Source organism: Candidatus Paceibacterota bacterium (genome assembly GCA_041666915.1).
Taxonomy (GTDB): domain Bacteria; phylum Patescibacteriota; class Minisyncoccia; order Phycocordibacterales; family PALSA-1337; genus C7867-002.
Genome location: JBAYFZ010000003.1, coordinates 1 through 20,471, shown reverse-complemented (window position 1 = coordinate 20,471; position 20,471 = coordinate 1). Strand labels below are relative to the sequence as shown.

The following is a 20,471-nucleotide window of genomic DNA, read 5'->3' as shown; positions in this document are numbered from 1 at the left end:
AATTATTATTTAATACTATTAACAGAGACGCTTTCCTGATCTGACTTATGATCTACAAAAGGTAAATCGGTTGATACTGTTGATTCTTTTTGTGGAACAGAATTTGTAACTGGCTGAATAACAGATTTGCTGGATTTTACCGAAGGAATCAATTTATAAGAAACTACGATAATGAGAAGACCCAAAACTATACTAATAATATTATCCCAAGACGAAGGAAAACCTAAAAATGGTAAAAAAATAACCGCTACTCCCAATAACATTATGACTTGGCGTTTTGACATGTTGCCATTATAACCTATGAGACGATAACAACAAACTCGCCTCTGACCTTATCGGTATTTTTATCAAAATATTCTTTCACTTCTAGAGCACTACCACTCACTACTTCTTCAAACATTTTTGTAAGTTCACGACAAACTGTAACTTTTTTTGAGGGGACGTGTTCAATCAGAGATTCTAAGGTCTTAATAATCCTATGTGGGGATTCATAAAAAATCATTGTTCTCTCTGAAATTGCAATTTCTTTAAATAAAGTCTCTCTTCCCTTTTTATGTGGCAAAAATCCCAAAAATGTAAAATCCGCGCAAGGGACTCCGGAAATAGAAATAGCTGTAGTCAAAGCTGAGGGTCCGGGTATTGCCTCTATTTTTACAGAACCACCACTTATCTCCGCTACCAATTCTTGTCTAATATATTTTACAAGTTCAATCCCTGGATCAGAAATGCCTGGAGTACCAGCATCAGAGACCAAAGCCAAATTTTTTCCTTCTTTGAGTAAGCCAACTATTTCTTCTTTTCGTGAAAGTTTACTATGAGTATGATACGACTTTGTCGGAACATAGATATCGTGACGATCCAAAAGTCTTTTGGTCATTCTGGTATCTTCACAAAGAATCAAATCCGCCCCACGCAAAACACTCAAAGCTCGAAGTGTAATATCTTCAAGATTACCTATCGGTGTTGCCGTTACTGAAAATATAGCCATACCGATACCTTACCAAAAATGAAGTCAAAACGCGACCTTGCATCTTGGCGTAATAAACTTTAGACTGTGAACCATGATTAACACCGAAAAAACTATCATATATATCACTCGCGATATAGAAAGGGCTCTCGGCATGGCTCCAAGTGAAAAATACATCGTTGTCTCCAATAAGACCGCTTATAGTGAGAAAATAAAGAAGTTATACCCCGATTTTGTTCATCTTATCCAAAGTCCTACTTCTGATCTACTCGGTACCACCGAACTTCTAGCTCATCCAGAAACAGTCAAGCTTATAACTCCTGATTCTTGCTTACTCGTCTTTAAAAACACCCTTCGTGTAGAATCACAGATCGGAGTCAACCATTGGCACACAATCAATCCCAAATCTTATTTAGCAGAAAGAGTTGAAAACAAACTTTCACAAATCCGTTGGCTTGGAGAATTGGGTACAAAATATTTACCATCACATACTGCAAAACAAGCCAAATTTATTTCTTGGAAAAATGATCCTTTCATTATTCAATGGGCACATGGTCATACAGGCGACGGAACTATCCTCATAAAGACTCGCGAGGAACTTTCTGCTCTTCAAGAAAAATTCCCAGAACGTATGGCTCGCCTTTCTTCTTTCATCAAGGGACCATCTTTCACCGTCAATGCTGTTGTAGCAAAAGACAAAATCTTGATGGGAAATATCAGTTATCAAATTACAGGTCTTCAACCTTTTACGGACAATGAATTCAGCACTATCGGTAACGATTGGGGTTTTGCTCACAATGTGTTATCTGAAAATAGTCGCAGTAGCATAGAAAACATAGTCAAAGATATTGGAACGAAACTTCAAAAAGACGGCTGGCGCGGACTTTTTGGTGTAGATGTTATCATTGATGAAAAGAGCAAACGTGTATATCTCATTGAAGTCAATGCTCGCCAACCTGCTTCTACTACTTTTGAATCAAACTTACAAGAAGAAGCTAGGAAAAAAGGTGCTGTAGGTCTCACAACTTTTGAGGCTCACCTATTGGCTTTGCTTGATTCTCCTATTACAGAAAATATCATCGCTGTTACCGATGGGGCACAAATCATCCAACGTGTCACAAAAAATGTTCAGGGTATATTTGATAATGCTTGCACTTCCCTAGAATCAAAAGATTACCAAGTCGTCGTATATCAAAATACCGTTTTGAATTCTGATCTTCTACGTATCCAAAGTGCTGGAAGTATTACAGAGGATCATGGCTTACTCAATGCAAAAGGTATAGCAATCATGGAAACCATCAAGTCCTGCAAACTAAATCTTCAGGTATAATAGTAGTACAAATGGAAACAAAGACTCTTTCAAAACCAGCGTTGAATGTCATTGACCAATATCTAAATTTTAAATTTGGTTCAGCTATTTCTTCTATCCCTTACTTCAATAACAAAACCACTCGTACCAGAGCGGCTTTGCGTACACATATCGGCAAAGGTAGTCCAAAAGATATCAGAGAAGAACTAGAGACTTTGATAGTAAAAAACCATTTGGATCAAAATACTCTTACAAATGAATCTCTAAAAAAAATACTTGTAGATAATAATCTTGGAATAGAATGTTCTGGTTTTGCTTATCAAGTTTTGAATACGGAATCGGAAGAACGTGGTCGCGGTGCTTTGAACAAACATCTTTCTTTTGTCAATTGCAAAGGTCTTCTTGCAAAGATCCGCTGTTCTTTGCGACCTATAGAAAATTGTGACGTAGCCACTTTTGCTGACGATTCTAATAGTCACACAGTTTCTTTGAATGAAATCACGGCTGGAGATATTATTACAATGACAAGTTCCGAGATGAATAATGAATCGGCTGAAAGAAATCACATATTAGTTGTGCACGAAGTTTTAACGGTCCTCCCCACCAACGGACAGATGACAAACAACATAATCAAAATCTCTTACACTCATTCTGTAGCATATCCAGAAGATGGTATTTACGGTACAGGTGTTAAACAAGGTTATATTGAAATTTCTGACGTGAATAAGCCTATTACAGAAGCCAGATGGGTTGAAGGTAATAAAGAAGGATTATCTAACATCCTTTTCATCAGGGCCAAAAAAAGTAAGACGGAAGTTAGGAGATTGAAATAGCACCCTTTTACATGGTATTGTTAGAGCCATGATAACCATTCTTCAAGGCACAGCCGACTTGGCTTATATCCTTGGTTTTACACTACTGAGCGCCTTTATAGCCTTCCTTTGGTCACCTTTTTTGTCTCACCTACTCTACAAATTCCATGTCATCAAATCTGCCAAAGTTGAACTAAAAACCATAGACTCTCAATCATACAAAGTTTCCACACCAGTCATGGGAGGACTTTTGGTTATTATCACCGTCGCTGTCATCACTTACATTTTCAATTGGTCACGAAGTTTCACTTGGGTTCCTATCGGCGTAATGCTCTTTTCTGGAGCTCTCGGTGCTATTGATGACCTCATGAATATCTTCGGCAAAGAACGTCATTCTAGAAAATTTGGTCATGTACTCACCCTCATTCGTGTTCACAAAGAATGGAATATGCGTCTTTGGTACATCCTCACTTTACCTTGGGTAGCTTTCAAACGTATTTCAGTTTGGTTCGGATCACGCACATCCCGTGGAGTATTCGTCCACGAAAAACTCGTTCTGCAATTCATTGCAGGAAGCTTCACTGCTTGGTGGGTATATTCCAGACTAGGCCCAGCTTGGCATTATGTTTATTTCCCTTTTGGTGGTGGTATAGATGCAGGAATATTCATCATCCCCGTCATCATTTTTATCGTTATGTTCACCGCTAACGCCGTCAATATCGCCGATGGTATGGACGGTCTAGCAGGTGGAATGTTACTCATCACTATGAGTGCTCTTACATTACTTTCTTGGATCAACGGTTTTGGCGAGATTGCTATCTTGAACGCTACGACAGTCGGAGCACTAGTGACCTATACTTATTTCAATATTAAACCTGCCCGATTTATGATGGGCGATGTCGGATCTTTGGGACTTGGTGCTCTTCTCGCCGTCAATGCCATGGCCATCGGAGAAACCAGTGCTCTTATTTTCCTTGGATTTATGTTCTATGTTGAAGCTCTCTCTGTCGTCATCCAAGTCGCTTCCAGATATTTCTTAGGTCGCAAAGTATTTCGTATGGCTCCACTTCATCATCATTTTGAACTCTCTGGCTGGAGTGAGGAAAAGACCGTCATGCGTTTCTGGGTTGTCCACTTCTTCTTTGTAGTTTTTGGATTCTGGTTAGCTCTACACTAGTATGAAATATTTATCTTGGAATGAAACCGTCGTCACAGATTTTTCTCCTGAGAAAATAAGTGAAATGTATGAAAAAGGATATGTTTTCACTCGCATAGAAAAAGGAGCGATGCAACAGACTCGCTCTGTTCGTATAGATCTTTCAAAGTTTGAACTTTCAAGCGAAAACCGCCGTATTCTGAAAAAGGTTCCTGATTTGAAAATAGAATCTATTGATTTGCCTTTGGCTGATTATGATTATTCTATTGGTAAGATGGCCAAATATTTTTATGAAATAAAATTCGGACCAAAGATTATGAGTGCTCAAAAAGTCAAAATGATGCTGTCTGACAAAGAAAGAAGTAATTTTAATAAGCTTTTGAAATTCACAGCTTCTCCGGATGTCACACCCGGTTCGCCGGAGCTTACCAAAGCGAAAGTAACCGGTCCAGAAACCGGTTACACTATAACTTTCGCCGGTCCTAGATTCTTACATTATTCTTACCCTTTTTATGATCTCAAAAATTCTCCAAAAGATATGGGACTAGCGATGATGACAAAGACTATTCAATACGCCAAAGAAATTGGATTAAAATACGTTTATCTTGGTTCACTCCAAAGACCCACTGATGTATATAAACTCCAATTTTCTGGACTTGAGTGGTTTGATGGTCAGACTTGGAGTGATGATATAGAAAAAGTGAAAAATATTCTCGGCACTTTTTAAAAGGAAAATACACTAAATCAAAAACGTCGAAAATTTCGACGTTTTTTATAAGAAAAGCCGATGAGGCATACACATCTTTTTCTCTGACAAATTCACTAATGAAAATGTGACGAAAAATCCGTCACATTTTTATTAGTAGTGAATTTCCAAATTTTGATACCCTCCGATGGTGTCAGACACAAAAAAACCGAGCCATCCCCCCCCTCCCCCCCTAGGGGGTATCAAATGAACAAATACAAATGTACCCCTCCCCCCGAGGGGGGTGGTCACTAATCTTAAAAGAAATGTCGCCACCACCCCTAAAAAAGAAAACACTCTTAAGCCTAAACTTAAAAGTGTTTTGTGTTTTGATTTTAAATTTCTCACCAAATAAAGAACCCCACACACGATCCTCACTAGCTGGAATAAAGAATTCTGCAATAGACTACCCAATATCCCTGAAACAAAGATCAAGACGGTTTCCAATCATTCCCAAGTAAACGATGAACTTCTGCAACTTTTTGACGAACATCGTCAGGATAAGCAATATCCCCACGGGAACCATATGCTTCAATCTTTAGAAACTCCCTCCAAACGATCCTGATCAATTCAGGTTGAGCAGTCCAAAGATCTGGTTCTATCACACCTAATTTTTCAGATACTGAAGCGACATAACCGTGTTGGTAAAACTTTACTCCTGGCAAAAGCTTCTCCAGAGTTAGTCGGCAACGCCCACAGTGATACCCTTTGGCTATAAAAGAAATACTTTTGTATTCTGCAAGACCAAGACTTATGGCCATTTGAACATTCTGTAATGTATTTCTTGAATCTTCTTCCAAAACAAATTTTATACCATTATATTTACCATATTTACCAGAACGCCAAGTTCCACCAGGACAAATACGGGACATAATTTGCTCAGATTCAGATCCCCAATTAGCACCAGTATTTCCACCAGTTATGAAAACAGCCTTAGGTCTGTTTGATTTAACAACCTCTTTGAAATGATCACCGCAAAGACGCTGACACATTTGATTCGCCGTCCCAAAGATCAGTATCACTTCCGATGGTTCATTGTGAGAATCTTGCTTCCCAAAACAAAGATCAGTGGTGATAGGAAAAGCTCTTTCTTCATTCACTTCTTTTTGAGTCTTCTCCTCTACAGGAGGAGATGAATAACTAGAACACTGTCCGACATTCAAAATAGCACTTAAACTATTCATATTTTACCTTTCTATTTAAGATTTCAATCTTTCTATTATATAAGCTATACTAAATAAACCATGAATGCAAACGAACCCATTCGGCAGGCTCAGAGCATACAGAAGCTACCAAAAAAGCTCCACGTTATAGGTATTTGTGGTGTTGCTACTAGTGCTTTGGCTATAGCCTTCCACAAGAGAGGCGTAGTCGTTACAGGCAGTGACAAAGGCTTCTTTCCACCAGTATCTACTGAACTAGAAAAACAAGGTATTTCATACTACGCAGGTTGGCATCCAGAGAAGATGTTTGGCGGTTTATTGAATCTTAATAGTCCAGCCGTACCAGATGAAAAAGCATTACAAGGTGGTGATTACATTGTCATTATCGGTACAGCTTCAGGAAGTGCCAACCCAGAAACTATTTTGGCCAAAGAAAAAGGTATACCGACTTATTCATACCCAGAAGTTATAGGAAAATATTTTGCCAAAGAAAAATCCATAGTTTGCTCTGGTACTTGGGGCAAAACATCTTCCTCTGCATTATTGTCTTTCATCTTAGAACAATCAAAACTTGACCCTACTTACATGTTTGGTGGTATTTCTCTTTCTCATGAATCATCCGCCAAATTAACATCTTCCAATTACAGTATCTTTGAAGGTGATGAATACAAGAGTTCCCCTACCGATCTTCGTGCCAAATTCTTCCATTACAAAGCAACACATTTACTATTATCAGCAGTTTCTTGGGATCATGCAGATCTATATCCTACAGAAAAAGAATATTTTGAAGCTTTCAATAAGCTGATAGTAACGATACCTCATGACGGTATGATTGTTGCCTGTGCCGACCATGAAGGTGCGATGAGAGTAGTCAAATCATTCAAAGGAAAAACCATTCTTTATGGTCGCGAATTGCCTGAAGCAAAAAAGATTGCCGGATATTATGGTTACAAAAATGTCGCCCAAACAAAAGAAGGTTTAATTTTAACCATAACTCACGAAGGGGTTGAATATAAAATCAATTCTCCAATGCTTGGACTTTATCAAAGTGAAAACATTACCGGCTGTTTCGCTATGGCAAATTCTCTCGGTATTCCAGTTGAAAAAATAATAAAAGCTATTTCCCTTTTCAAAGGACTCAAAAGAAGAATGGAGAAACGCCTTGAATCAAAAGTTACTATCATAGACGATATCGCCCATTCCCCAGAAAAAGCTTCTTCTGTACTCAACACTCTTAGATCTATTTACTCCGAAAAGATTGTCGTCGTATTTGAACCAAACATTGGTGGTAGAAGTCGTGAATCAATAGTAAAATATGACAACGCTTTCAATGATGCCGACATTGTAATAATTCCACGCCTAACAAAACTAAAAGTTTCTGAGGATGAAAAAGAGCAACCAATGGAAGGAGATGAACTTGCTTCTACTATCAGAAAAACTCATTCACACGTTGAATATATGGAAGATGACGAGAAATTAGTCACATTTTTAACTTCTGAAACAAAAAAAGGTGACGTTATCGCCTTTCTAGGATCACACGGGTTTAGAGGGATGATTGAGGAGACAACGAAGAGAATCGACAGTGCAAAGTGAAAAATGCAAAGTGCAAAGTTTTAGTGAAAAATTATCAAGTTTCCTTAACTATTCACTAGTAACTACAACTTTGCACTTTGCATTTTTCACTTTGCACTATCGTAGTGATTACTTCCCTTCATCAACAATCTCCGTCTTGATACCATCACTAGCAATCTCCTTGACCAATAAAGTCATACCACAATGATTGCATTCAATAACCATACCAACAGCTAGGTTGGGATAGTTTGAAAGATCAATGGGATTTTTACATTCTGGGCAAACACATAAAGTATTCATAGTTTTAATATTTTGTTGTAACATAAATTCTAATTAGACTACCTTCCAATGGTAACCAAAAAAGTGTAGGATAGCAACATGACACCAACCGAACATTGTCCCGATTTGGCCAAAGTTTTGGGTCTTTCTGACCTATATTTGAAGCGTGAAGACCTACACAAATACGGTTCTCATAAAGGACGCTCCATTCCTACAATGATTGACCACTACTACAAAAATGGTGACCGCCGATTTGTTATTTCTTCGTCTGGTAACGCCGCTCTAGCAGCCGCTCTTTACGTAATTGAATTAAATAATAAAAATAGTGAGACTATAGACCTCAATATTTTTGTTGGTAAAAATATTACTGAATACAAATTAGAAAAGCTCCGCAAAGTCGCCGACGATTCCAACGGTCATGTTCAAGTCCTCATAAAAGAGCGTACTCTTCAAGCTTTATCACAAGCTGTAGAAGAAGGCTGGCGTAGTCTTCGTCAATCAACTGACGATGTAGCTTTGGTGGGTTACAAATCTCTTGCAGAAGAATTATCTAAGATAAAAAAAGCTGGCGCGGTATTCATCGGAACATCCTCTGGTACAACCGCAGAAGCATTGGCTGAATATTTTATAAAAAATAAATTACCTATCCAAGTTCACATAGTCCAAACTTCTTCATGTCATCCTCTTTCAGATGAGTTTGAAAATTATGATGGTGACAATGAAAAATCCATCGCCGATGCCATCGTCAGTCTAACTTCCCAAAGAAAATCCAAGCTAACCCCTCTCATCAAAGAAACTGGTGGCTACGGCTGGACCGCTTCCAATACCGAGATTAGAACCGCAAAAGAATTGGTTCAAAAACACGCCAATCTTGATATTTCTAATAATAGTGCCTTATCTGTAGTCGGTGCGATGCAATCTGTTTATCGTGATTGGAAAATAAAAGGAGCGGTGATTTGTTTGGTTTGTGGAGATTAATTATTATTAGGAGTATAATTTTTCCCCTACATCCCCCTCACCACCCTCACGAACCTCTCGCCCCTCTCCTTCCTAGAACTATCCACGCCTACAGCCTCAAAACCGGGGCTAAACAGCACAATATCACCCTTTCTGGTACTTTCTACAGCCATCCTCACAGCTTCTTCTATAGAAGGCGCTGACTTCACGGATAGATCTGGAACCTTTTCTATAATATTACGTTCGCGTAACGTACCACTTCCAGGTAACAAAACCACCGTGTGAACATATTGCGAAATAACTTCATAAAGAGGTTTGTAATATCCTTCACTTTTTGCACCACCAAATATAAGAACAACATTCCTATCTCGCGACAGAGTCTTTATCGCCATCAAAACTGCCGTAGGAGAAACAGATGCTGAGTCATTATAAAATTCAATATTCTTCACTTTCTTTATCATTTCCAAATGACCCTTTGGAGACTTCCAACGAGTCAAAACATTTCTGGCGGATTCATTATCAACTTTGAATAAACTGGCAGTCTGGAGAGCTAAAGCAGCAATCTCACGATCATGTACGAAGTTCTTTTCATTCAATTGCCAATCTACTGGGATTATAGAAGGCTTAGTACGAAGCATTTTTGCTTTTGGTTGCACTTTCAAGGAATGAGTCATGTCCACAATCTCATCAGAAGCAACAATAAAATTGTTATACGTTTGATACGAAAGTATTTCAAAAGGAGACTTATCATACGAGTCATCAGCTGGTACTGAAGTAAAGACAGCAACCTGTGGGCTTATACGAATCTTGTAAAGTTCTTTCATTATAAATCCAACAATTCTAAAAAGAACAATATCTCCATTTTTTATTTTCTTTAGATTGGCCAAGATGCCATCATTAGACTCTGGATCAATAACAAAGAATCCTTGTCCATCAATAGAAGAACAAGCCATTTCCAATAGAGGTTGCAACATTGACATCAGTGTTGATTTACCATGAGCGCCCATAATACCGACAATAGTTACCGGTGGAGCCAATTTGAAGAAAAGCGTCTCTGGATATTCTATTGATATAGATCTGCCGTCAGAATTTGCCGTATAAACCGCCTCAAGAAAAGTGGCATCACGTGTATATTCGTGTGACAAGATAATCATATCCATATCAAGCAGATCATCCGCAGGAATAGAACCACAAACATAATTTGCCAATCCTATTGTACGCAAGAATACTAGATGATTTTTGAGTCTAGCTTCACTCTTCAAATCGTAGACACTGACCAGAGCCCCCGCTTTTATCAGGAATTTGACATCTTCTACCATTTCACCGTGGGAACCAAGTCCCACGACTGCTATACGTTTGTTCTTGAAATAATCTCTAGCGGACATATCGGTAGTATAGGCTATGACTTCTCTCCTATCAATCTTTTGACTTTTATCATTTCTTGAAGCATTGCTTGAAGCTTTACTGTCTCATCAGAATCAGAAGTTGATTTAACCACAAAATATGACAATTTATTCATAAATATTCCATACAAATCATGAAAATATCCTTCCAAAACTTTCTGATCTTCTTCTGTTTTTTTCTTATCATACTTGGTCGGACATTCTCTGTTCACACCTTTTGTAGCTGGACCATCTAAAACTCTAAGCAATTCAATCGGACGTTTTATACCTTCATACAACAAAGAACTATGGTTCAAAACCCCTTCCAAAGAAGGAGAAGCTATTTGGTAATCTCTCATTTTAATTTGATTCTGTGTCATTCCCGCGAAGGCGGGAATCCATGATTACCACAAAGTAAATGGATTATTGTTCGTAATAATCCTGGATCCCCGCTTTCGCGGGGATGACGCATTAATAATTCGCACTAACACTTACAAAAGAATTTTTTGTGATAATAACATGATCCAAAATAGTAATGCCCAAGATCTTCCCGGCTTGGACAAGGTCAGCAGTAATATCCGTATCTTCTTTACTTGGAACAGCTTCGCCAGATGGATGATTGTGTGCAAGAATGACCGCCGCTGCATTACATTCTATAGCTGGTCGAAAAACTTCGCGTGCATGAATCATATTGGAATTGACTGTACCAATAGAGATGACTTCATCCCTCAAGATCCGATTGTGACTATTCAAATAAATGCCTCTTAGATGCTCTTTTGGCAAATTACGCATATCCTGTAAATAATCGTAAACATCTTTTGCATTTCTAATAGTAACAAAACCGGATTCACTCCTGTCATAAAAGCGTCTACCCAATTCTCCACAAGCCACTATTTGGCAAGCTTTGACTATAGGGATATCCATATCCTTGGAAAGTTTCTCGGCATTACGTTCAGCCAAAATACTCCTTTCGCCATAATCACGAATAAGGCGGTTAGACATCTCTATAACATCTTCTTTGGTTGTACCAGTCATCAAGATGACAGCCAACAACTCTTTCATGCTCAAGGCCTCTGGTCCACTAGCGATGATTTTCTCGCGTGGTTTCTCTTCAGACGGCAGGTCGTGTATCGTAAGTGGATACTCGCGATACGTCCGATCGAGAAATTTAACATTGGGTCTTATGGCATAAGTTTGCATGGAGCAATTATACCATAGGAATAAAACCACAAAAATAAGACCTTCAATTTTGAATGCAGTTCTAGGAGTAAGTGAGGCTTGTGACTAAGCTGTATGATTAATACTGCTTAGTCACAAACGAGCGAAACGACGACGAAATGCGTCAAAATTGAAGGTCTTACAAAGTTTCAACAAGAATAAAGTTGGTCTCACTAGTTCCCCCAAACGGCATTCCCGCAATGATAACTATCTTATCTCCTTTCTTGACCAACTTATTATCCAAGGTAATTTTACGAACGATGTCCATGATCTCATTAGTAGTTTTGAACGTTGGAACCATCATAGGATAACAACCAAAAGAAAGCATCATCTTATTCAAACATTCTTCATTATCTGTCATAGCCAAGATCATTTCTGCTGGACGATAACGAGCGATCATCCTAGGTGTATGACCACCACGAGTCAAAGTGACAATAAGAGAAGCCTCTACATTATGAGAAAGTCTTACAGCTGATTGCGAAACTACATCAGTAACACCATGAGCGGTTTCATATTCAGCGATAGTATCTCTGGTATAAACTTCCTTTTCAACACGCAAAGCAACACGCGTCATAACTTCTACAGCTGCTACCGGATAATCTCCCAAAGTAGTCTCTTCAGAAAGCATGATTGCATCTGTTCCGTCAATAATAGCGTTTGCAATATCAGAAACTTCAGCCCTTGTAGGTACAGAATTCTTTATCATAGACTCCAACATCTGAGTAGCTGTGATAACTGGCTTGCCAATACAATTACATTTATGAATGAGAATCTTCTGAACCAAAGGTACATCCTCGGCTGGTATCTCTATAGCCAGATCGCCACGAGCGACCATTACAGCGTCGGTAGCCTCTATGATAGCGTCTATATCCTCCAAAGCCTCTGGAGTCTCAATTTTGGCGATTATATGGGCCTTTGAACCAGCTTTGTTCAAAATCTCACGTAGTTCAAGGATGTCAGAAGCATGACGGACAAAAGATAGAGCAATAAAGTCCACATTATTCTTCAAACCAAATTCTAGATCTGCACGATCCTTTTCGGTCAAAGATTTTACTGAAAGATTGGCACCTGGGACATTGACTCCTTTGCGACCAGACACGCGTCCACCAACCACAACTTTTGTAACAATGTCATTACCCTTAACTTCCATAACTTCAAACTTCTTTGTGCCGTCTTGAAGCATGATGATCGTTCCCTTCTTAACTTCCTTTGGCAAAGCTGGATAGTTGATATGAACTTTTTCTTTTGTTCCTTCTACTTCATCTGTAGTCAAAGTGAAAGTATCACCAGGAGCCAACATAATAAAATTGTCTTTGAATGTACCAATACGAATCTTTGGACCACAAAGGTCTTGCATTATAGCTACCACAACCCCAGTCTCTTTTGTAATTTTCCTTATCCTATCAACACGAGCTTGATGTTCGGCAAAATCACCATGAGAAAAGTTGAGTCTGGCAACATTCATCCCAGCGTCTATGAGCTTCCTGAGATTTTCTTCACTCTCTGTTGCTGGGCCAATAGTACAAACGATCTTTGTTTTTTTACCTAATTTCATATTTTTTTATTTTTTAATAATCGGATACTTGTCCGGATCTATAGTTCTTGTAAAACACACTCTGCCTGCTTCGTGTTTCCAATTGTCATTACCTTCGTAATAACCAACATCATATTTACTGCTCATAGCCATAGTTGGGTAAGAATTACTTCCGTAAAAATCACCTCGCCCTTTGTTGTCTTGTGTAGACAAAGCAAAGTCTGCACAAAGCTCAAAAGATGGATTGGCACTTACTAACGTTTTTAATATCGCGTATTGATAAGCAGATTCTGTCTTTGGATCAAGAGGAATATTGTAACCACTAATATTATCTTTTAGATCAGACAATGTATTTGGTAGGTTTCCCTTTTGTTGCCAATGACTGATAACTTGCCATTGAATATTACTCAGATCATTTACACGCTGACTATCAAAACGGAGGTTACGCTGTTTGTTTGGTGAACCAACAGCAATGAATCCGCTGACGATTGCCAACAATACCATAACTAGGCCAATCCAAGCAAAGATTTTCTGACTCTTTGATTTAATCACAATACCATCTTGCTGTTGAACTTGAGTCTTGGTAAGTAAGTAATAAACAAAAACTATTCCTGCAATAATGAGAACAATCAAAACTTTGTAGATGAAACGACTAGAAATCTCGCCGTTCAAGTAGACATTGATGAGAGTTATAAGGTCCCCAACGATAGTTGCGCCAGTGAAAAATAATGTTAGATATATTCTCCAATTTCTAATCCAAAGATTTGCCTTTTCTGGTGATTGGCGGATATCTCTAATGATGAAATACTCAATGATGTAGAGAAGTGGTGTGAGAATGACCAACATTGAGATCGGCCAAGCTATATTGTTGGCATAAAAGTAACCAGCCAATTGATCTGGTAAATAATAGTTGATAACGCTAAAAGATAGATTAATAAGAGCGATTACAGCCGCAAAAAGAGCGACCGTCGCCCCCAGATGAAGGAAGAAATCCTTCGGGGTGATTTTTGTATTCATCCCAAAATTTTAACATATTTTAAGGATTGGTCGAGGGTGATTAATACTTCTACCCGTGCAAACCAATTTGAAGTTCATAGAGTCTCCTGTACTCCCCTCCATCTATCTTGATCAATTCATCATGTTTACCAGATTCTAAGATTTTTCCGTCCTTGAAAACTAGTATCTTATCTGCTCTACGAACTGTGCTTAGACGATGCGCAATAATAAAAGTCGTCTTACCTTTCATCAATTCATCAAGTGATTCTGTAATTATTTTTTCTGAGCCAGCATCAAGAGCAGAAGTAGGTTCATCAAGAATCAAAATTCGTGGATTACGTAAGATTGCACGTGCTATTGCCACACGCTGTTTTTGACCAACAGACAATTTGATACCACGTTCACCGACCATCTGATTCCATTTATTTGGAAACTTTTCAATAAAATCATAAGCGTGAGCCTTCTTAGCAGCCACCTCCATATCTTCATCTGATGCTAGAAAATTACCGTACTTTATATTGGTTTTTATTGTATCGTTGAAAAGTACAACTTCTTGAGGGACAACAGCGATTTGAGAACGTAGAGACCGGAGATTCAACGTCTCAATCGCCAAGCCATCTATCAACAATTTTCCACTCATTGGGAAATGGTAGGCTGAAATAAGATCAATAAGCGTACTCTTGCCAACACCAGATTCACCGACCAAAGCGATCACTTCTCCAGCCTTTACGGAGAAAGTGACGTTTGAAAGAACCGGCTTTCCTTCTTCATATTGGAATGAGACATTGTCCAGAGTTAGATCACCATGTACTGCAAATTCTTTAGAATGTTTAGGTGTATAATTTTCCGTCTCCAAAGCCAAGATTTTTTCTGTTTCTTGAATATTGATGATTCCATTCTGAATTGTCTGCCAGTTTCTGGCTATAGTCACGAATGGTCCAAAGATCATGGCGGCATAAGCGTTGAAGGCTAAAAGCTCTCCCAAAGTCATCATACCCATGTGAATGTAAAAAACAGAAAATGCAAAGATAAATATCTGTGTTCCGAGAATTATCATTCTCTGATAAAGGCTCAGGTTTCCCCAAGTCTTGACCTGCTTCATCCATAACGGCAAAATCTCACTAGGCTTTTTCTTTAATTTTTCTTTTTCATATTCTTCCACCGTCGCTTGTTTGATGGCCATAGTGTTACCGATCATATCGTAGGCGTCGCCAAACAATTCATTGACCTTGTTATAATATGCCTTTTGATATCCACCGAGTGGCTTCACGATACGGGCGAAAACAAGTAAATAGACTGCTAGACCTACCACAGGGAACAATGCCATCGTTGGCATCATAATAAAAGAAATGGTCAACGCAACAACAATGCTCAAAATTTGAGGTGCCAGATCAATGATGACCCTGCCAGCGATTGTTTCTAGTGATCCAGCTGCTTGATTTATCTTTCCTCCGATTTCGCCGATCTTATTCTTTTTATGGAAAGCCATCGGCAAGTTCACAAGGAATCCAAAGCCTTTGGTCATGTAATCCAACCAAATATAATTAGATAAGTATTCACTCTTTATCTGAATACGCCAATCAATAATATACGTAATAAGTTGTATAACTGCCCAAAGAATAAGAAGTGCTACATAGAGCGGAAGAACAAAATTAAATATATTAACCGAACTAGGGATTATTATTGAGTCAAAAAATTTACCAGCAACATAAGGAATAATGCCATTACCTATAGCCGATAAAATACCGATAATACTCAATATGACAATATCTTTACGATATTGAGAAATATATCTCATGAGGACCTTGAATCCTGTATAGAGATTATCTTTTGTTATTCGGCTGTTATCCACGGTTTCTTTGTTCATGTCAAACAAATTTAAGTGTGCGCGCACCAGGATTCGAACCTGGGACCCCACCAGTATCAGTGGTGTGCTCTACCAACTGAGCTATGCGCGCGTGATTCAGTAACTCCGTCATATGCGTATATTATCTAGAGTAGGTGTAACGACCTACCAAGACAGCTATACACGCGTAACAAGAAATTTAGCAGAAAATCCTCACAATTACCAGTCTTTGCTGTTGGTATAGAAATTACACATCTTCGTGTGTTAATGTACTACTATGACACAAAAAACATCTTGGGGAGGCGTTGCGGGCTGGTATGACGATATGCTTGAGAATTCTGAGGATTCATATCAGAAGAATGTGATCATGCCCAACCTAGTCAGACTAGTAGAACCAAAGAAAGACATGACCATTCTTGACGTTGCTTGTGGCCAAGGATATTTTTCTAATGCTTTCGCCGAACACGGTGCAAAAGTTATCGGTTGTGACATTTCTGCAGAACTCATTGAACTAGCCAAGAAAAATAATCAAAAAGAAAAGGCTGTTGAATTCCACATATCTCCTGCTGACAGTATTCCCTTCATGACAGACAAGTCTGCAGACAAAATAACCATCGTCCTTGCTATTCAAAATATAGAAAACCTAGCTGGCACACTAGCCGAATGTTCCAGAATCCTCAAATCAGATGGTCGTCTATTTATAATCCTAAATCACCCAACTTTCCGAATTCCTCAAAATTCCAGTTGGCAATGGGATGGGAAAATTGGTAAACAATATAGACGCATTGATTCATATATGTCAGATCAGATGTCAAAAATAGACATGACCCCAGGAGAATTAGACAATTACAAAAAGAAATTCACTGTCACTTTTCACCGACCATTACAATCATATTTCAAAGCTCTGAATAAAGCTGGACTATCTGTAGCTCGTCTAGAAGAATGGATTTCTCATAGGAAAAGTCAAAAAGGTCCTCGTGGTGATGAAGAAGATCGTACAAGAAAAGAGATTCCATTGTTTATGTGTTTGGAATGTGTGAGGAGGTAAAAAGTAACTATCTCGGATATGTTGATGGGGACTTAAAAATACTCAGTACTATATACCGGATGAATTAATAAGTTCAATAAAAGCATCCTCCCTTTCTGGTGTAATCGCTTTAAAAAATTGTGTCATACCATTATCCATATCCGTATCTGATACATAATGATTACGAGCGTATTCCAAATGTCCCTTAGTAAATATAGCCTCTCCTTTCATACCATAATAATTTTTAAGTTGTGACATTCTTTCCACAAGTTCCTCTGGCGACGAGAGATATTCAAAAAACATCTGCTTAATTTCTTCAACTGATTTCCCTTGATCTTCTGGAGGTATAGCTTTCTTAAATATAGTACTCTCCGCTTCACTATAAGGTACGGATTCAAAATCAAATCCTTTGTGAAAATGATGCTTAAGAAATTCTGTTGCAGAATATGGACGAATACGGTGACCTTTTTCATGAGCTTCGATAATGCTCATCTGTTTCGTATTGAAAGTTTTACCAGACCATGGAGCAACCGAACCCAAAGTAATCACTTCCTGTGTAGGTAAATCATGAGCCGCCTGACTGGACCTAATTTCTGTAACCGTTTCTATATCTTTCAATGTATCATCATACTGCTTCTCTAATTCTTCTCTAGTTTGAGCAATAAAAGGTTTTAATTCTTTAACAATAGGTTCTCCCTCATCATTAAAGACAAGGTTACCATCCTTGTCTTCTTCAAGAGACTCAACGGATGTTCCAACACGAGATTGTTCATCCTGAAACAAAAGCTCAATAATCTGATTCCGTATCTTATCGTTCCGCAAACGATCAAAAAGAATCTCAGTATCATTACCTTCAAAATTTGCTTCAGATTCAATTGAAAGAGTATTCGGAAATTTTTCCATGGTCTAAATAACTCTAACAAGATTATCATATACAATACAAGTGGGCACGGGGAGATTCGAACTCCCAACTCTTTCGAGATACGCTTCTGAGACGTACGCGTATACCAATTCCGCCACGTGCCCAAATAAATTAATTACTTAAAAGTTCTATGGATTATGCTAGTCCATTATCATTGTTCGTGCAACAAAAAAGCCGTGATAATACAATCCACGGCTTCTCTAGTGCCAAGCCTCGGATTAGAATCCGTAAATAGGCTTGGTAATGACATCCAGGAGAAATATTACCCCTAATGCCGTTAACAGTACGATTAAGACCTGATTAAGAGGACTTTCCTCATTGAACAGTCTCCAGTACCTTTTAACGGTGCCGAAAACCACATCCTTGAAACTGGTCGAACCAGGTAACGGTTCTTTACCAACCAGCCCCGAATCATCCGATGTTCCAGATAATTCCTGAAACGACGGAGTTCTACTTAGAAGTCCGACTTTCGTCGACCTTCCACTTACTTGGGCCCAACGTGTAGTTCGAGAAATGTGCATGATAACATTCCCTTCTTTGTTGTTTTTCGTCTCCACACAATGTGAAGAACCTACCTAATAGGATACCATACTTCATTACAGAAGTCAATAGTAGGACACATTTCATCAAATTAGGCAAATAGTAGGAAAGTAACAGACGAGTAACAAAAAACCGCCCTTTTACAGACGGTTTTTTGGTATTATTTAGCACTCTTTATTTTGTTCCGTTCGTCCATGAATGATTCAATTGAGATCATCCATGTATGTCGGGTATCTTCCCCGACTAAGCGTCCCTGTTTTAAGATTAGAAGGACGATCATCCATGTATCTAGGACACATATCGACTATAAGTCAATTCAAGCCGAAGCCTGAAAGACGGTTGATTCTTTGAAATATTCCACGAGCAGCTTCCGCTACCCGTGCCTTGTTACGACTTACCCCCTGTCATCGAATTTGCCTTAGGCCCGCGCGAGGCGAGATTTCGGGCACCTCCGACTCCCTTGGGTTGACGGGCGACTATGTTCATTAAACTATGAATTGATGTTCCCACGTAGTGTGCGGATTTCCCGCGCTACGCGAGCTCAGTGCATGCGTTGCTTCAACTTAAACAACTTTCCTAATCCATTTGGAGTGAGATGTTCTTTACTTTCTATCATCTCCATCATTTGGCAAAATAATTCAAAATCATTTCTTTTCGAAACAAGCCGTAAAGGATGCTTCTTGAAGAAAGGTATGATTGTTTTGATCAAATCTTCCCTATTATAGACTTCATATCGGTAACAATGTTGATGGTTTGGTCTATTATCTTTTTGGAAGTAAATACTTCCGCATTTGAAATATGCTTTGAGCTTTTCCAATATTTCCTTGTCTTTTTCGATAAGTTTCAAGTAAAACTTTGGCTCTACCGTGACTCTTCTCTTCAAGGTTCGAGGTAATTTTGGGTCACGAATATATATCGTGAAGCTCCCTTCACCATCTACAAGACCAATAATGTAATCTGGATTAAGAATATACATTGAGTGAATCCTTCGTCGTCATATTATAATAATTTGACGAGTTACTATGACTCAGCTGACTTCTGACGCTGCGTAAGTTTAATTATATTCCTTTTTACAAGAATAACAACATCAGATCTCCACAGGTTACGTAAATTTCTATTCCAAACATCCAATAAAGACTTCAAATTGAATCTTCCCTACCCTCACCGCCCTATACTAGGTAAGTAGGTCGATTCGTCTTTTTGATAACTGGCTGCTCTTCGTCTTCGGATCCTTCGCAAAATACCTCACGGTATTTTACTACCCGTCGACTATAAAAGTGGATTTTAACCACTTAGAAAAGTACGCTGCTGCGCGCTTTTATTGTGAGTACAAGACTTGAGAACGTATTCACCGCAGTATAGCTGACCTGCGATTACTAGCGATTCCGGCTTCATGAGGTCGAGTTGCAGACCTCAATCCGAACTGAGCGCGAGTTTATAAGGGTTTGCTCCACCTTCGATCGGTATTGCGTCCCGTTGTCTCGCGCATTGTAACACGTGTGTAGCCCAGGGTGTCAAAGGGCCATGCTGACTTGGCGTCATCCCCACCTTCCTCCCAGCCCGGAGGGCACAGAAGAGTTAAGAAGTAAGAGTTAAGAGTTAAGATAAACACAAAAAAATTGTATAAATCTTATCTCTTACATCTTAGCTCTTACCTCCCTCTGCCTTCTGGGCTGGGCGGTCTCGCCTGACACTTATAACAGGCAACAGGGGTTGCGTTCGTTACCCCACTGAAGGGAACAGTTCAAACCACGAACTGACGACAGCCATGCAGCACCTGTCCATCCGCCTTGCGGCGACCAACGTTTCTGCTGGTCTTCGAATGGATTTCTAACCCTGGTAAGGTTCTTCGTTTAGCGTCGAATTAAACCACATGTTCCACCGCTTGTGCAAGTCCCCGTCTATTCCTTTGAGTTTCAACCTTGCGGTCGTACTACCCAGGCGGATCTCTTATCGTGTTAACTTAGCCTCGAAGAGGGTCGATACTCCTCAAAGCTAGAGATCATCGTTTAGGGCGTGGACTACTGGGGTATCTAATCCCATTCG

The 20,471-nt window shown here is 39.0% G+C and carries 19 protein-coding genes, 2 tRNA genes and 1 rRNA gene; 7 read left to right on the top strand and 15 right to left on the bottom strand.

The window, feature by feature from the left end:
• Positions 1–5: 5 nt before the first annotated feature.
• Positions 6–284: a hypothetical protein gene (locus WCS89_03120; GenBank protein ID MFA6554474.1), complete on the bottom strand. Its 279-nt coding sequence runs from the start codon at positions 282–284 to the stop codon at positions 6–8.
• Between the two features lie 14 nt (positions 285–298).
• On the bottom strand, positions 299–988 hold the full coding sequence (gene rsmI / locus WCS89_03115) for a 16S rRNA (cytidine(1402)-2'-O)-methyltransferase (GenBank protein ID MFA6554473.1): 690 nt from the start codon (positions 986–988) through the stop codon (positions 299–301).
• A gap of 73 nt (positions 989–1,061) precedes the next feature.
• Between rsmI and WCS89_03110 the strand changes: the two genes are divergently transcribed.
• Genes WCS89_03110 through WCS89_03095 form a run of 4 tightly spaced genes read left to right on the top strand, consistent with a single transcriptional unit; the run spans position 1,062 to position 4,971 of the window.
• Positions 1,062–2,297 (top strand): ATP-grasp domain-containing protein, encoded by a 1,236-nt coding sequence (locus WCS89_03110; GenBank protein MFA6554472.1) that lies wholly within the window; start codon positions 1,062–1,064, stop codon positions 2,295–2,297.
• Positions 2,298–2,308: 11 nt separating this feature from the next.
• Entirely contained in the window at positions 2,309–3,109 is an 801-nt protein-coding gene (locus WCS89_03105) for a hypothetical protein (GenBank protein MFA6554471.1), read from the top strand.
• Between the two features lie 28 nt (positions 3,110–3,137).
• The gene (locus WCS89_03100; protein MFA6554470.1) at positions 3,138–4,265 is read left to right on the top strand and encodes a hypothetical protein; all 1,128 of its coding nucleotides are present in this window, start codon (positions 3,138–3,140) and stop codon (positions 4,263–4,265) included.
• Position 4,266: 1 nt separating this feature from the next.
• A complete protein-coding gene (locus tag WCS89_03095; GenBank protein ID MFA6554469.1) occupies positions 4,267–4,971 on the top strand; it encodes a hypothetical protein in 705 nt (234 codons plus the stop codon).
• A 449-nt stretch (positions 4,972–5,420) separates the two neighbouring features.
• On the opposite strand, the gene WCS89_03090 is transcribed toward WCS89_03095, so the two are convergent.
• Positions 5,421–6,173, bottom strand: coding sequence for a YdcF family protein (locus WCS89_03090; protein ID MFA6554468.1), 753 nt, complete (start codon positions 6,171–6,173; stop codon positions 5,421–5,423).
• A gap of 60 nt (positions 6,174–6,233) precedes the next feature.
• On the opposite strand from WCS89_03090, the gene WCS89_03085 reads away from it, so the two are divergent.
• Positions 6,234–7,745 carry a Mur ligase family protein gene (locus WCS89_03085; protein ID MFA6554467.1) on the top strand — a complete coding sequence of 504 codons (1,512 nt, stop codon included), beginning with the start codon at positions 6,234–6,236 and terminating at the stop codon, positions 7,743–7,745.
• Positions 7,746–7,853: 108 nt separating this feature from the next.
• Here the strand turns inward: WCS89_03085 and WCS89_03080 are convergent, their stop codons facing one another.
• A complete protein-coding gene (locus WCS89_03080; protein MFA6554466.1) occupies positions 7,854–8,024 on the bottom strand; it encodes a hypothetical protein in 171 nt (56 codons plus the stop codon).
• A gap of 78 nt (positions 8,025–8,102) precedes the next feature.
• Here WCS89_03080 and WCS89_03075 point away from each other — a divergent pair, with 78 nt between their 5' ends.
• Positions 8,103–8,981 (top strand): PLP-dependent lyase/thiolase, encoded by an 879-nt coding sequence (locus WCS89_03075; protein MFA6554465.1) that lies wholly within the window; start codon positions 8,103–8,105, stop codon positions 8,979–8,981.
• 26 nt (positions 8,982–9,007) lie between these two features.
• On the opposite strand, the gene WCS89_03070 is transcribed toward WCS89_03075, so the two are convergent.
• From WCS89_03070 to WCS89_03040, 7 genes are all read right to left on the bottom strand, one after another.
• The gene (locus tag WCS89_03070) at positions 9,008–10,345 is read right to left on the bottom strand and encodes a hypothetical protein (GenBank protein MFA6554464.1); all 1,338 of its coding nucleotides are present in this window, start codon (positions 10,343–10,345) and stop codon (positions 9,008–9,010) included.
• 14 nt (positions 10,346–10,359) lie between these two features.
• Complete coding sequence (locus WCS89_03065; protein ID MFA6554463.1) at positions 10,360–10,722, bottom strand: hypothetical protein; 363 nt, start codon at positions 10,720–10,722, stop codon at positions 10,360–10,362.
• 91 nt (positions 10,723–10,813) lie between these two features.
• Positions 10,814–11,542, bottom strand: a complete 729-nt coding sequence (radC, locus tag WCS89_03060) for a DNA repair protein RadC (protein MFA6554462.1) — start codon at positions 11,540–11,542, stop codon at positions 10,814–10,816.
• Positions 11,543–11,699: 157 nt separating this feature from the next.
• On the bottom strand, positions 11,700–13,115 hold the full coding sequence (pyk, locus tag WCS89_03055; GenBank protein MFA6554461.1) for a pyruvate kinase: 1,416 nt from the start codon (positions 13,113–13,115) through the stop codon (positions 11,700–11,702).
• Between the two features lie 6 nt (positions 13,116–13,121).
• A complete protein-coding gene (locus WCS89_03050) occupies positions 13,122–14,111 on the bottom strand; it encodes a DUF5671 domain-containing protein (GenBank protein MFA6554460.1) in 990 nt (329 codons plus the stop codon).
• A gap of 49 nt (positions 14,112–14,160) precedes the next feature.
• Entirely contained in the window at positions 14,161–15,957 is a 1,797-nt protein-coding gene (locus tag WCS89_03045; protein ID MFA6554459.1) for an ABC transporter ATP-binding protein, read from the bottom strand.
• Between the two features lie 18 nt (positions 15,958–15,975).
• A tRNA-Ile gene (locus WCS89_03040) sits at positions 15,976–16,048 on the bottom strand.
• Between the two features lie 165 nt (positions 16,049–16,213).
• Between WCS89_03040 and WCS89_03035 the strand changes: the two genes are divergently transcribed.
• Positions 16,214–16,984: a class I SAM-dependent methyltransferase gene (locus WCS89_03035; GenBank protein MFA6554458.1), complete on the top strand. Its 771-nt coding sequence runs from the start codon at positions 16,214–16,216 to the stop codon at positions 16,982–16,984.
• A gap of 48 nt (positions 16,985–17,032) precedes the next feature.
• Here WCS89_03035 and WCS89_03030 read toward each other — a convergent pair whose 3' ends face one another.
• From WCS89_03030 to WCS89_03015, 4 genes are all read right to left on the bottom strand, one after another.
• Positions 17,033–17,866, bottom strand: coding sequence for a hypothetical protein (locus tag WCS89_03030; GenBank protein MFA6554457.1), 834 nt, complete (start codon positions 17,864–17,866; stop codon positions 17,033–17,035).
• Between the two features lie 41 nt (positions 17,867–17,907).
• Positions 17,908–17,989 (bottom strand) — tRNA-Leu (locus WCS89_03025).
• A gap of 977 nt (positions 17,990–18,966) precedes the next feature.
• Positions 18,967–19,401: an LAGLIDADG family homing endonuclease gene (locus WCS89_03020; GenBank protein MFA6554456.1), complete on the bottom strand. Its 435-nt coding sequence runs from the start codon at positions 19,399–19,401 to the stop codon at positions 18,967–18,969.
• A gap of 298 nt (positions 19,402–19,699) precedes the next feature.
• A 16S ribosomal RNA gene (locus WCS89_03015) occupies positions 19,700–20,471 on the bottom strand; the annotation flags it as partial.

Bases quoted from the DNA above. Each gene is read 5' to 3' on its own strand.
- WCS89_03120 (MFA6554474.1), bottom strand. From the start codon at position 284: ATGTCAAAACGCCAAGTCATAATGTTATTGGGAGTAGCGGTTATTTTT.
- rsmI (MFA6554473.1), bottom strand. From the start codon at position 988: ATGGCTATATTTTCAGTAACGGCAACACCGATAGGTAATCTTGAAGAT.
- WCS89_03110 (MFA6554472.1), top strand. From the start codon at position 1,062: ATGATTAACACCGAAAAAACTATCATATATATCACTCGCGATATAGAA.
- WCS89_03105 (MFA6554471.1), top strand. From the start codon at position 2,309: ATGGAAACAAAGACTCTTTCAAAACCAGCGTTGAATGTCATTGACCAA.
- WCS89_03100 (MFA6554470.1), top strand. From the start codon at position 3,138: ATGATAACCATTCTTCAAGGCACAGCCGACTTGGCTTATATCCTTGGT.
- WCS89_03095 (MFA6554469.1), top strand. From the start codon at position 4,267: ATGAAATATTTATCTTGGAATGAAACCGTCGTCACAGATTTTTCTCCT.
- WCS89_03090 (MFA6554468.1), bottom strand. From the start codon at position 6,173: ATGAATAGTTTAAGTGCTATTTTGAATGTCGGACAGTGTTCTAGTTAT.
- WCS89_03085 (MFA6554467.1), top strand. From the start codon at position 6,234: ATGAATGCAAACGAACCCATTCGGCAGGCTCAGAGCATACAGAAGCTA.
- WCS89_03080 (MFA6554466.1), bottom strand. From the start codon at position 8,024: ATGAATACTTTATGTGTTTGCCCAGAATGTAAAAATCCCATTGATCTT.
- WCS89_03075 (MFA6554465.1), top strand. From the start codon at position 8,103: ATGACACCAACCGAACATTGTCCCGATTTGGCCAAAGTTTTGGGTCTT.
- WCS89_03070 (MFA6554464.1), bottom strand. From the start codon at position 10,345: ATGTCCGCTAGAGATTATTTCAAGAACAAACGTATAGCAGTCGTGGGA.
- WCS89_03065 (MFA6554463.1), bottom strand. From the start codon at position 10,722: ATGACACAGAATCAAATTAAAATGAGAGATTACCAAATAGCTTCTCCT.
- radC (MFA6554462.1), bottom strand. From the start codon at position 11,542: ATGCAAACTTATGCCATAAGACCCAATGTTAAATTTCTCGATCGGACG.
- pyk (MFA6554461.1), bottom strand. From the start codon at position 13,115: ATGAAATTAGGTAAAAAAACAAAGATCGTTTGTACTATTGGCCCAGCA.
- WCS89_03050 (MFA6554460.1), bottom strand. From the start codon at position 14,111: ATGAATACAAAAATCACCCCGAAGGATTTCTTCCTTCATCTGGGGGCG.
- WCS89_03045 (MFA6554459.1), bottom strand. From the start codon at position 15,957: ATGAACAAAGAAACCGTGGATAACAGCCGAATAACAAAAGATAATCTC.
- WCS89_03035 (MFA6554458.1), top strand. From the start codon at position 16,214: ATGACACAAAAAACATCTTGGGGAGGCGTTGCGGGCTGGTATGACGAT.
- WCS89_03030 (MFA6554457.1), bottom strand. From the start codon at position 17,866: ATGGAAAAATTTCCGAATACTCTTTCAATTGAATCTGAAGCAAATTTT.
- WCS89_03020 (MFA6554456.1), bottom strand. From the start codon at position 19,401: ATGTATATTCTTAATCCAGATTACATTATTGGTCTTGTAGATGGTGAA.